This window comes from Paenibacillus caui, from assembly GCF_019904135.1.
Lineage (GTDB): Bacteria > Bacillota > Bacilli > Paenibacillales > Paenibacillaceae > Fontibacillus > Fontibacillus caui.
This window is the reverse complement of record NZ_JAIOGQ010000015.1, coordinates 11,698-24,204: the sequence shown is the minus strand read 5'-3', so window position 1 is coordinate 24,204 and position 12,507 is coordinate 11,698. Positions and strand designations below refer to the sequence as shown.

Sequence of the window (12,507 nt, the reverse complement as noted above, 5' to 3'; positions counted from 1 at the left end):
TGACTCCTCTACCTATCAATTAAGAACCAAGTTCATACCCGGAGCATCAGCATCTCTCGCTTGGAATCCGAATTTTTCATAGAAACCCTTTTTGCCTTTGGCACTCGCCAATTGAACCCACCGAATTCCTTGAGTTTTGCAATGGTTCAGAAGACGGTCCATAATCCCTCGGCCAATCCCTTTATGCTGATAAGCAGGCAGGACAATCATTTCACAAATAAAACATTGTAGATACCCGTCTGACACTATACGCCCTGAAGCCACTAGTCTATCATTATCATAAACAGTGACTATGTACCAGCTATTTTTGACGGCCTCGTATAAAATGTCTTTAGTCCAAAAACCCTTTGAGTCCCAACCCGTACTCTGGTATAAATGAAAATACTCATCCTTGGCGGGAAGCTCCGTGCGATAGGAAAGATTCAGGGCGCAATACCTCCTCTAATAAAATATAAATAATAATACATCCATACGAATAATAATTCAATCAAGAATTATCCTGCTTTTTCCAGGAAACCCCTGAAGATAGGAGACATAATATCATGATTAACGACGCACTCCAGCAATTGATCCTGCAGATGGATGCCCAAAACAAGCTGCTATATGCCAAAGAACTTACGGGCGGGGTCTCAGCGAACGTCATGTATGTTGAAATTGAACAAAAAGGCGACAGGATTCAAAAAAAGATTGTCCGTGAATACGGTGAAATTGACCGCAAACGGAATCCAAAAGTGGCCAAAGATGAATACGAACTGCTGCATATGCTGCACACGCAAGGTTTTGCCGTACCGAAGCCTTACTACTATGCTCTGCAGTCTTCGGTTGATTGGGATAAACCGTACCTCGTCATCGAATACGTAGAAGGTAGCACAGATTTCCCCGAGGACCCTTCCCCCTCTTATATCTTTCAGCTTGCCGAGCAATTATCCTGCATCCACAAGCTGGATATTTCAAGGGCAGATTTGTCCTTTTTGCCCCGGCTGCACGACGATTATGGCAAGAGGATCGGGAATCGACCTGAAACGCTGGATGAATCACTTCAGGAAGGTGAAATCCGCGATGTTTTGGAGAAGGTCTGGCCGCTGCCGCAGCATAACAACTCCGCTCTTCTGCATGGGGACTTCTGGCCAGGGAACGTATTATGGAAAAACGGCCGGATTGCAGCCGTTATTGACTGGGAGGACGCCCAAACCGGCGACCCGCTTGCCGATTTGGCAAATGTCCGTCTGGAACTGCTGTGGGCTTTCGGGCTAGAGGCTATGCACAGCTTTACGGATCATTATCTAAAACATAACGAAATCGATATTTCGACCCTTCCTTACTGGGATTTGTGCGCCGCATTGCGCCCGGCCTCCAAACTGGCAGGGTGGGGTCTGGACACCCGAACGGAGCAAAAAATGAGAAAAAGACACAAGCGGTTCGTTGCCCAGGCTTTTGAGAAGATCAAGCAACCCTCAGAGGAAGCATAAAATAACCGGAAAACAAGAAACAAGGATTCTTTCTCGCTGATTGCGGAAGAAATCCTTGTTCTCCTTGAAAGACACGTTCATCTTACGGTTTGCAAACGACCCGGAACGTTCCGGTCCCAAAAGCGCAAAGCGCGGCGTTCTCCACTATACGCATGTCCTTGTGGCGTGATGGATTTTCTTAATCGCTGCCCGGCCCACGCTTGGGCAACAGCTTCACATATTCATCCGATAACCCCATCATCTTGAGGATGTAATCGTAATCTTTGCGATAAGGCGCGATATCCTGCACCGGTTCAAGTGTTTTCAGCGAAATGGCTGTTCCGTCATCGAAGCCGGTGCCCGATACGAACAGGATATCATCATTGAAAAAGGATCCGGTCGGCAAGTAATACCGCATGCCGAACACATTGTGGTCGATATTCAGCAGATCGTGGCCAAAGGCCGTAAAGTTCTCACCCTTCAGGGAAATGCCCATCAGATTGGCGATTGTCGGCATGATATCAAGCTGGCCGCCGACCTGGTCTATCCTCTGCCCTTTTTGCTCTCCCGGCAAATGGATGATCAGCGGAATATTGAACCTCGATACTCTCGAATCGTATTTGATGCCGAGCTGGGACTTGACCCAATCCGGATCGTTGGCATCGGGCTGCAGGCCGAAGTGATCGCCATACAGCACAAGCACCGAATTGTTCCACAGCCCCGCCTCTTTAAGCCTGTCGATCAATGTCCCAACCGCATAGTCGGTGTAGTTAACAGCCGTTAAATAGTCGCCGAGCTGGGTATTCTTCAGCGAATCCGGCAGCGTAATCCGTTTGCGATCCTCCGGCACCTTGAACGGAAAATGGTTGGATACGGTAACAAGTTGGGTGTAAAAGGCTTGACCGCCATCCGAAATCTCCTTCATCCTGTTTACCGCAACCCTGTACAATTCCTCATCCGACGCGCCGAAGTCATTAAAGTGATCGTTCTTATAATCAGGCTTGTCGAAATAACGCTTGAAGTGCAGCGCGGGATACAGCTTGATCCGATCCCAGAAGGCGACATCGTTCACATGGAAGGTGTCCGCTTCATAGCCGTATTTTTCAAGCAACCTCGGCAGGCTCGGCAGCGCCCGGTCACCAAACCCTGTCGACATCGCTATTGTTCCGGTCGGATAGATGGATGTGTTGGACATAAACTCCGCATCCGACGTATTCCCCTGTCCGATCTGCTGATAGACATAAGGAAAATAGAAGCTGGTGCCGAGCAGCTTGTTCAGGTTCGGCGTCACTTCCTGCCCGTCCACCTTCAGGTTGATCGGGAAGTTCTGGAACGCCTCCAACTGCACGATGATCAGATTTTTGCCTTTTGCCGCGCCAAAATGGGCAGGCTTTGCTGCGGCAGCAGAAGTTTTGCTTTGATAAGTGTACGTGGATTCCAGAGCCCTGATTTTTTTAATCGTATCCTGAATGTTTCCGTTACGTATAGCCGCCTCCTCCCGGCTCGTCTTAATCGCCGCAGCGACCTGATAATCGAGAAACCCGAGATGCTCCACCTGCACAATTTCGTTCACAATGGAGCTGCCAGCCTGAATGCTTCGTTCCGACAGGAAGAAGCACACAATAACCGTGACCAAAATTGCCGTTTTCCAGACCACGTTTCTTCTTGCCGCACGGACTCTTTGCTTCCGTCTGATCAGCCAGACTGCCGCCAATATCGGCAAATCAATGAAAAACATATAAAATTCGGTCCGGATCGTAGACTGGACGCTGGCTTTGATCTGCATAACCTGATGGAGCTGCAAAAGCGCCGTGTAGGTCGGGACAGAACCAAAGTGCGTGTAGTATAGCGTAGACGCAAACAGAATTAACGAAATCAGCAAATTCAGCAGCCAGTACACATATTTCTTCCATCCCGCAGGCGAAATCAGTTCAAACAGGCCAAGAATCACCCACAGCGCAAAAGCGTCCGCCCACACTTTGCTCCACATAATATCCCGGAACAGAAAATACCGCAGCAGCAGCAGCTTGAGCAGCAGCAGCACAAATACATAAAAGACCGGCTGCGTCCTGAGCAGCGCGGCAATCGGTTTGATGGATAATTTATTCATAGCAGAGGTTCCTTTCTCATAGCCTGGACCCATTGGTCATCCTATAATTTTACAATTATTAAATATAAAATAAAAGACCATCCCGTTTCAAAGGTTTGGCGGCACTCTGAATTTCAAGCTGGTTGAAGACAAAATTCTAAGCTATAATGGGAATATATGTTCGTGAGGAGGCACCGCTTGGATCATGAAAGATGAACAAGACATTATCAACCTTGTTGAAGCAGACGGATGGATGATGGATATATTGGAAACCGCAGCTACCCTTAACCTGCCTGATTGGTGGGTTTGCGCCGGTTTTGTGCGCTCCAAAATTTGGGATATGCTGCACGGCTTTACCGAAAGAACGCCTTTGCCCGATATCGATGTGATCTATTTTGATCCAAGCAGTGTCCTGGAAGAAACGGAGAAGAAATGGCAAGAAAAGCTGAGAAGCATAATGCCTGACGTTCCCTGGTCAGTCAAAAATGAAGCCAGAATGCATACCGTCAATAACATTCCGCCTTATTCCTCAGCGGTGGACGCGATTTCCAAATTCCCCGAAACGGCTACGGCATTGGGGCTGAAATTGGATGCCCGGCATCGCGTAATTTTGAGGGCTCCCTGCGGGATTGAAGATGTACTGAATATGGTCGTTAGGCCATCACCGTACTTTTTGAAATTGGGAAGTGCGCAAGGGGCGAGCATTTACGAAAGACGCCTTGTCACGAAGAACTGGCAAGCAATCTGGCAGCGGATCAAGGTGGTTCATGCGTTATAGAAACCGACCCTTTCGCCAAAGGCGCCGGCATTTTATTCAGTTGCTTTTCTGCGGCCTTTTACTAGAATGAAACAGATCAGAACGGCCAGTATTTCCGCACTGAAAATGGTAACGGCCATAGGCAGCGCCGTATTGCTGCCTCCCAGGCCGACAAGCGGAGAAGCGACAGCTCCGAGCACAAATTGAAGGAGTCCGAGCAGCGCGGAGGCGCTTCCTGCCGCTTTGCCTGCATTTTGCAAGGCTAGAGAAGACGCAGTCGTGCTTACAATACCGACACTGGAAACAACTAGGAACAGTGAAATCACGATAAAGACGAGTCCGCCGTCAAGAAGAACCGACAGCAGCAGCGCTGCTCCGCCTGTCATGGCCACGCCAAGTCCGTTCAGGAACAGACGGCCGATATCAAACTTTGCAGCAAGGCGACCCGTAATCTGGGAAGCCAGAATGATGCCAAGACCGTTCATGGCGAAGATCAGACTATATCCCTGTTCGGAGACATGATACAAATTTTGCAGGACGAAGGATGAACCGGAAATGTAGCCGAACATTCCTGCAGATACGAGCCCCAAAGCGAGCACGTACCCCATAAACAGACGATCGGACCCGAAATTCTTGAATGTGTCCAGCGTTTTTTTCAAACCGCCGCTCTGCCTCCGATCCTTGGGCAGCGTTTCAGGCAGCGCCCAGACTACGGCAAGCGTGAGGGCAAGGCCGAGAACAAACAGGAAGACGAATACTCCCCTCCATGAGACGAATCTGAGAAATTGGCCGCCCAGTACAGGAGCAATAATGGGAGCCGCACCGTTAATCAGCATAAGCTGCGAAAAGAAACGCGTCATCTCGGAGCCCGAGAACAAATCCCTGACCACCGCTCTCGATATCACAATTCCGGCAGCGCCGGATAATCCCTGGAGCAATCTTAATGCAACCAAGATCCCGACGTTCGGACTTAACGCGCATAATAAGGAAGTTATGGCATAGACCGAAAGAGCCGCGATCAACGGCCCCCTTCTCCCCCTCATGTCGCTTAAGGGACCGGCAAAAATCTGGCCTAACGCCAAACCCAGCATACAGGCCGTAAGACTAAGCTGCACCGCAGATGCGCTGGTATGAAACAGATTGGCCATTCCCGGCAGCGCAGGCAAGTACATGTCCAGCGAAAAAGGACCGATCGCGGACAGCATCCCCAAAATTACGGCGAAAGTGATTCTTTTCGTGCGGGTTATGGAGGTGGAGGCGGTGTCGACCGCCGATTGGGACGAGTGCAATTTCAGATTCATGTATGCGAATTCTCCTTATATTTAAAAATGCGGTGGTGTTCCTGATCATTAGTCTGCTTAAGGTCTCTTATTGCCTCTGGATCTGAACGCAGAGGGTACAACGCCGTACAGCCTGCTGAATTGCCTGCTGAAATAAACAGGTTCCATCCCGACATGGGCCGCGATCTGACCGATCGTCATATCCGGATGATCTTGCAGAAGCTGGGCGGCAGTTTGAAGCCGTATTTTCTGTAAATATTGATGCGGCGTCATGCCATGCTGCTGTCTGAACAACCTGACGGTCTGCTTGGCGGAGTACCCAACATAGGAGGAAAGCTCCGACATAGTGAAGTTCCGTTCCAAATGGTCATGCAAAAAGCGGGTCATCCGGTCCACCATCGTACTCGGATGCCGATCCGGTGAGGGAAGCTGATGAAACAGCTGCTTTCCCGCGACTGTGACTGTCTGCTTCTTGAGCTCCACGCAAAACTGCAGAAAAAGCTCGGCGGAACGCCACAAATCATAATCCGGTCCTGAACAGCGCCAAATTTGCTCGATCAGGGAGAACAGTCTCTCCGTCTCGGCCAAAGCTGCGATATGGAGGTGATCGCCGTACCCCCAGCTTTGCAGCCCTCCCTTGGGTCCATCCACAAAAGTAACATATCCTACCTGCCAGGGCTCTCCGGCCATCGGGACATACTGATGCGGAAGTCCAGCCGGAATGTACAGCATTTTTCCGGCGGTGATGATGTCCCAATTGTCATGGCCTATCTTTCGAAAAGCACCCGACCCGGAGAAGGTCAGGATGATCTGCTTGGCTGAAAATCCGCGAAATCTGGTTATCGGCGCCTGCTGCTCCGTACCGACCGTATAAATTCCGAAAGGAAGCCCCTCCGAGAAAGGCATATTCAAGTTTGTTCTGAGCTCATACAACTTCATATCCTGTTTACCGATGTCCTTTTTGTGCGGTATTTTGTCCCAATCAACCCTATGGTTCACAATATAACACATTTATAATTTGGCTGTAGCGAAAAGTTGAAATGACGGAAAGGGAGATCGGGAAGAATGATAGAACTGGAACAATATTGGCAGGACCCGGGCATTCTGCACAAAAACCGGGAACCGGCTCGGGCAGCCTTCATACCTTATCAGGATTCGCCGTCAGCCAGAGCGGCTAGGCGCGGCTCTTCCGCCTATTATCAAACTTTAAACGGAAGCTGGAAATTTGATTACAGGGAAAGCGTGCAGCAGGTGAATGACCGCTTTTTCGAACGGGACGCGGATGTCGGCAGCTGGAATGAGCTGATTGTCCCCTCCTGCTGGCAAACGATCGGTTACGACCAAATGCACTATACGAACGTCAATTACCCGATTCCGTGCGACCCTCCGTTCGTCCCTGACCGTAACCCTGCCGGACTCTATGTCCGCGAGTTTCATTTGAGCGGCTTGTGGCAGAACAAAGAGAAATATATCGTTTTTGAGGGCGTAAATTCCTGTTTGTATCTCTGGGTCAACGGGCAGTTTGCCGGTTACAGCCAAGGCAGCCGGGTGCCTGCCGAATTTCGGATCAGCTCCTATCTGACCGAAGGAAGAAACCGGATCACCGTTATGGTCCTTAAATGGTGCGATGGCACTTACCTGGAAGATCAGGATTTGTGGAGGTACAGCGGCATTTTCCGGGATGTTTATCTGCTGGCAAGGGACAAGGAGCACATCCGCGATGTAGAGATTCAGCAAAAGCTTTCGGCCGATTTCTCATCCGGAGAGCTATGTATTCAATTGAAATCTTCCGGAAACATCGCCCCCCGGATCGAGCTTAGGGACGCGGATCACCAAACAATCGCACAGGGAGCAGCCGTACAAGAAAGCGCCGAAACCTATGAGGCCAAGTTTGATGTCACACAGCCTGTTCTGTGGAACGCGGAGCGCCCTTACCTTTATCAGCTCTATATTTTTGCGGGATCAGAGGTGCTTCGGTTTACGGTCGGATTTCGGACGGTCTCCATATCGGATGGAGTATTTACGATCAATGGCGTGCCTATCAAACTGAAGGGGGTAAACCGTCACGACTCCCACCCGCTTCTCGGGCAGACGGTTCCGCTGAACCATATGAAACAGGATCTAATGCTTATGAAGCAGCATAACATTAACACGATCCGCACTTCCCATTATCCGAATGATCCCCGTTTTCTGGATTTGTGCGACGAATACGGTTTTTATGTAATCGACGAGGCGGATCTCGAATGCCACGGGATGGGCTCTGCCTTTGACTGGGCTGAAGGCGCCTTTCATCAATTGTCGGCGAACGAGGAATGGCAGCAGGCGTTTATAGATCGGGCTGTCCGCATGGTGGAAAGGGACAAAAATCATCCGTGCGTCATCATCTGGTCCATGGGCAACGAGTCCGGGTATGACATCAACCACATCGCCATGGCGGAATGGACCAAGCAGCGGGACGCCTCCAGACCGGTTCACTATGAAGGAGCGGCTCCTCATTATAAAGGGAATACCAACACGGCATGTCTGGATTTGGAGAGCCGGATGTACTCTTCTCCTGAAGAAATCCGGAAATATGCGGAGGATCCGGCCAGCACCAAGCCGCTGCTGCTCTGCGAGTATTCACATGCCATGGGCAATGGTCCCGGAGATCTAGCGGATTATTGGGACATCATTTACCAGGCTTCCAAGCTGATCGGCGGCTGCGTATGGGAATGGTGCGACCACGGCATTCGGGTGGAAACGAAAGACGGCGTCCCTTATTACGCTTATGGGGGAGATTTCGGAGATCTGCCCCATGACGGCAATTTCTGTATCGACGGCCTCGTATCGCCCGACCGGAAGCCCCATACCGGGTTGCTGGAATTGAAGAAAATTTTGGCTCCGGTCCGGATTGAGGCAGTCGATCTGGAGCAGGGCAAATTGAATGTCGTTAACCGGTATGATTTCACGGATCTTTCATCTATCTTCATCCATTGGAAAATCGAACAGAACGGCCGGATTGCAGCTCAAGGTACAATCGATGATCTGAAGATCGAACCTCAAAGCTCCGGAATCCTGGCTCTTCCTGAAGCGCCGGCCGCACTATTGAAAAAATCCGGCGAATCCTGCCTGCTGACTCTTTCGTGCCGGACTCGGGAAGAAACATTCTGGGCTCCTGCCGGATATGAGCTGACTTTCGAACAATTTGAACTTCCTGCTGTTGCTCCTGCCAGCACGCTTCTGCCCCAAACGAAAGATAATGCTAGACCTGTAACGGTGGTGCAGGAGGAGAATGGTTTGGTGATCGAGGGCCATGATTTTTGCCACAGATTTGATACTGATCTCGGTATGTTCAGCCAGATCTCCAAAAACGGCGTTCCTTTTCTTGCAGCCCCCGCGCGGTTTCAAATTTGGCGGGCTCCAATCGATAATGACATGCACGTCACTTCGATGTGGAAGTCCCAAGGCCTTGACCGTGCTTTTATGAAGGTATATCGCTGGCAAGTCCAGCAAAAAGCGGAAGACTCGGCCACAGTCAAGGTGGACTTTTCTCTGGGCGGGTATACTCAAAGCCCGATCCTGCACGGCTCCGCCCGCTGGACCGTATTCGGAACCGGGGAAATCCTGCTGGATCTTGACGCTGCCGTGAAAGAAACGATTGACTATTTGCCCCGTTTTGGCCTGCAACTGACCATGCCCGCAGGTACGGAAGAAGTCCAGTATTACGGCTACGGTCCTCATGAAAGCTATATGGACAAACGGCTTAGTGTCCGAAAAGGCGAATATCTGACAACTGTAGACGGCATGTTCACGGACTATATTATGCCGCAGGAAAATGGTTCACGCTACGGGACCGATTGGACTATCGTCTCCAATCTGCTCGGAATGGGCCTTAAATTTAGAGCGGAACAGCCTTTCTCTTTCAATGCTTCGCATTTCACGCCGGAGGATTTGACGCAAGCGGCGCATACGTATGAACTCAAGAAACGGAAAGAAACGATCGTGAATTTGGACTACAAAATGAGCGGTGTAGGCTCAGGGTCTTGCGGACCGCAGCTACAGAACCGTTATCGGCTTGAGGAAAAGCAGTTTGCCTTTAAGCTGCTGATCTCCCCCGTCTTTAAGGAAGACGAATAGCAAGCTATCCATCCACTGGAGAGTAAAAGCGGAAGTTCCGGAATTAGAGCGCGCAAATTCGGACTTCCGCTTGCTTGTAGTACACCCGGTAATCCTTATTGTTCGAACAGGACACAAGCGTCATCCAGCTACTCGATACCTGCTTGCTTGATGATAAAATCGTGATGAACCATGAAAGCTTCCCCCATTTTATGTATCTTGCGAGTATAATAAGATGTTGTCTCTTCTCAGCCATCCGGATCTCGACCAGAACCGCTTGCCGACTTCATTGTCTTCAATCACCATCAGATGGCACTTGCCGATTCCCTGCTCCCGCAGCTTGGACAAGCTCCGGTCCACAAGTGTCCCGGCAATGGCTTGACCGCGGTGTTCTTCGTCAACCGCAACGGATACATAAACCCTCTTCTTCCATCATGGCCGCATAGAACGGTCCCGACGATCTGTCCGTCCTGCTTGCAGACAAAGCTTAGTCCTTCGTTGCGCTGCAAATAGGAAGCGATCGATTCCCGGGAATCGGCGGCGCTGAGTCCCATGCCCTTCGTATTTTTCCAGAGCCGATAGGCCCCTTCATAATCATCGATTGTCATTTCCGTAATGCTGTATTGCTCTTTGATGTCGTTCATTTCTTCTCTCCCTCATCCATTTTGAATCCTACTTTACCATAATGATGTGATTTTTTGATATACTTGTAGATGCCCGATGCCGAAATTTGAAGTGGAAGGAGAGAAGGACAGTCCGATGAAAAAAAGACCATACCGTAGAGGAAAATCCTTCAATATCTATCGTCTTTTTCTTATCTTGATTATTTTCCTTGCCTTAATATATGCCATCGGCGGAATTTGGGGAATGAACTATGACAAGCTGTAGCTTTGTTAAACTCATTTTATTCAAAGCAAGCAATCCTTCATGATGAAAATGTAGTGCCGAATCGGCCCGCCCCTCTTCTATTTCGAATGTAATCCCTGATCATCTCCCTGACCGGAAAAGGCTGCAGATTGTGCTCTTCCATCGTGTCCAGAGAGATCCAGTAGAACTCCAGATGACCTTCCTGGGACACCGGATTCGTGCTGCAATCAAGCCCTGGAATTTCGGCGGCAAACAGATGATTCATCTCCTGGTTGTAAACCTGTTCATGGTCAAATTCAGCTTCGACCGCTCCAATATATTCCTTGACCTTACTGGCCCAGCCCAGTTCTTCACGAATTTCCCGGGACAGCGTTTCCCTAATGCCCTCATGGAACTCCACATGGCCGCCCGGCAGAAATGTATTATCCAATCCTTTGCAGTGAGCGATCAGCAAATGCCCCTCAGACACGATCACTCCTCTTGCGAGCACATGATACCTTTGATTGTTCAAATTTTCCATAAACCCACTTCCTTATGCCACTTGTTATGATCCTGCCTTGTCCGCTGCTAGATTGTCCGGAATGTTTGCGCTATTCCATTTTTTTGATTATTCTACATACGAATGAAAAATCCTGTTCACGCGATATCGCACCATGGGAGGTATCTACGATGATAAAAAGCAAACGGTTACTGCTTCTGCTGACAGCTGCTGCGATCTGTATCTTTCCGGCCGGCTGCGGCCAATCCAATACAAATACCAATGCGAATGCAAATGCGAATTCCAATTCCAGTTCGGCAAGCACCGATCACCCTTCGCCCACTCCCTCTGCCGAAACTTCTACTGTACCGGAGGCTCCAAAGCCTACCGAAACGCCCGATCCCGTGAAGGAGAAACTGAAGAACATGAGCCTGGACGAGAAGATCGGCCAAATGGTCATTGTCGGGTTGGAAGGCACCACCCTTCAGGAGCAGACCCGTAAGATGATCGATACTTACAAGGTTGGCGGGTTTATTTTGTATAAGAACAATATTACCGATGCGGATCAGACGCCGGCTCTCCTGAATGAACTGAAAAAGGCCAACCGGAACAACGCTGCCCCATTATGGCTAAGCGTGGATCAGGAAGGCGGCAGGGTCAGCCGCATGCCTGAGAGTTATGTGAAGCTTCCTAAAGCCCGGCAAATTGGAAATACGAATAACGAAAATTACGCTAACCGCATCGGTCAGGCGCTGGGCGAAGAGGTGAAGTCGCTCGGCTTCAACATGGATTTCGCGCCCGTACTCGACATTAACAGCAATCCGGACAATCCGGTGATCGGTGACCGGTCATTTGGCGCCAAGGCCGATACCGTTACCAAGCATGGCATTGCGGTCATGAAAGGAATCCAGTCCGAGGGAGTTGCTGCTGTTGTGAAGCATTTTCCCGGTCATGGCGATACTTCCGTAGATTCGCATCTCGAGCTGCCTGTTGTGAACAAAAGCCTTAAAAATCTGGAATCGTTCGAGCTGCTTCCGTTCAAGTCGGCCATCCAAAACGACACTGATGCAGTCATGGTTGCTCATCTTTTAATCCCGAAAATCGATAACAAGTTCCCAGCCTCCATGTCGAGCAAGATCATAACGGATCTGCTGCGAAACTCCCTTCACTATGACGGAGTCGTCATCACGGATGATATGACCATGGGCGGAATCATCAAACATTTTGGCATCGCTGAGGCAGCCGTCAAGTCGGTTCAGGCGGGCAGCGACCTTGTCCTCGTCGGGCATGACGACAAAAGCGAATCCGCAGTTGTTGAGGCTTTAAGAGAAGCCGCCAGAAACGGCACGATTTCTTCGGAAGACATCGACAAGCATGTGTACCGGGTCCTTAAGCTCAAGCAAAAATACAATTTGAGCGACAAGCCGCTAAAATCGGTTGATGTTGATGCCGTAAACGATCAAGTTCGAGCATTGTTGAAGAAATAATGGAAT

Annotated in this window: 11 protein-coding genes; 4 read left to right on the top strand and 7 right to left on the bottom strand. The window is 49.9% G+C overall.

Annotation, left to right across the window (positions count from 1 at the left end; translation table 11 throughout):
* Positions 1–15 precede the first annotated feature (15 nt).
* On the bottom strand, positions 16–426 hold the full coding sequence (locus tag K7397_RS10555) for a GNAT family N-acetyltransferase (protein ID WP_223067993.1): 411 nt from the start codon (positions 424–426) through the stop codon (positions 16–18).
* A 116-nt stretch (positions 427–542) separates the two neighbouring features.
* On the opposite strand from K7397_RS10555, the gene K7397_RS10550 reads away from it, so the two are divergent.
* Positions 543–1,469, top strand: a complete 927-nt coding sequence (locus K7397_RS10550; RefSeq protein ID WP_237690837.1) for a phosphotransferase family protein — start codon at positions 543–545, stop codon at positions 1,467–1,469.
* A 178-nt stretch (positions 1,470–1,647) separates the two neighbouring features.
* Here K7397_RS10550 and K7397_RS10545 read toward each other — a convergent pair whose 3' ends face one another.
* Complete coding sequence (locus tag K7397_RS10545; protein ID WP_223067920.1) at positions 1,648–3,558, bottom strand: LTA synthase family protein; 1,911 nt, start codon at positions 3,556–3,558, stop codon at positions 1,648–1,650.
* 184 nt (positions 3,559–3,742) lie between these two features.
* Between K7397_RS10545 and K7397_RS10540 the strand changes: the two genes are divergently transcribed.
* Entirely contained in the window at positions 3,743–4,315 is a 573-nt protein-coding gene (locus K7397_RS10540) for a nucleotidyltransferase family protein (RefSeq protein WP_223067919.1), read from the top strand.
* Positions 4,316–4,347: 32 nt separating this feature from the next.
* On the opposite strand, the gene K7397_RS10535 is transcribed toward K7397_RS10540, so the two are convergent.
* Positions 4,348–5,595 carry a multidrug effflux MFS transporter gene (locus K7397_RS10535; protein ID WP_223067918.1) on the bottom strand — a complete coding sequence of 416 codons (1,248 nt, stop codon included), beginning with the start codon at positions 5,593–5,595 and terminating at the stop codon, positions 4,348–4,350.
* 57 nt (positions 5,596–5,652) lie between these two features.
* Positions 5,653–6,573, bottom strand: a complete 921-nt coding sequence (locus K7397_RS10530; protein ID WP_337926708.1) for an AraC family transcriptional regulator — start codon at positions 6,571–6,573, stop codon at positions 5,653–5,655.
* A 66-nt stretch (positions 6,574–6,639) separates the two neighbouring features.
* Here K7397_RS10530 and K7397_RS10525 point away from each other — a divergent pair, with 66 nt between their 5' ends.
* Positions 6,640–9,690 (top strand): glycoside hydrolase family 2 TIM barrel-domain containing protein, encoded by a 3,051-nt coding sequence (locus tag K7397_RS10525; protein WP_223067917.1) that lies wholly within the window; start codon positions 6,640–6,642, stop codon positions 9,688–9,690.
* A gap of 189 nt (positions 9,691–9,879) precedes the next feature.
* Here the strand turns inward: K7397_RS10525 and K7397_RS22020 are convergent, their stop codons facing one another.
* From K7397_RS22020 to K7397_RS10515, 3 genes are all read right to left on the bottom strand, one after another.
* Positions 9,880–10,029, bottom strand: coding sequence for an N-acetyltransferase (locus K7397_RS22020; protein WP_337926707.1), 150 nt, complete (start codon positions 10,027–10,029; stop codon positions 9,880–9,882).
* Entirely contained in the window at positions 9,975–10,313 is a 339-nt protein-coding gene (locus K7397_RS10520; RefSeq protein WP_337926706.1) for a GNAT family N-acetyltransferase, read from the bottom strand. Before K7397_RS10520 ends, K7397_RS22020 begins: the two co-directional genes overlap by 55 nt.
* A gap of 281 nt (positions 10,314–10,594) precedes the next feature.
* Entirely contained in the window at positions 10,595–11,056 is a 462-nt protein-coding gene (locus tag K7397_RS10515; protein ID WP_223067916.1) for an NUDIX domain-containing protein, read from the bottom strand.
* A 149-nt stretch (positions 11,057–11,205) separates the two neighbouring features.
* Between K7397_RS10515 and nagZ the strand changes: the two genes are divergently transcribed.
* Positions 11,206–12,501, top strand: coding sequence for a beta-N-acetylhexosaminidase (gene nagZ / locus K7397_RS10510; protein WP_223067915.1), 1,296 nt, complete (start codon positions 11,206–11,208; stop codon positions 12,499–12,501).
* Positions 12,502–12,507: the final 6 nt, after the last annotated feature.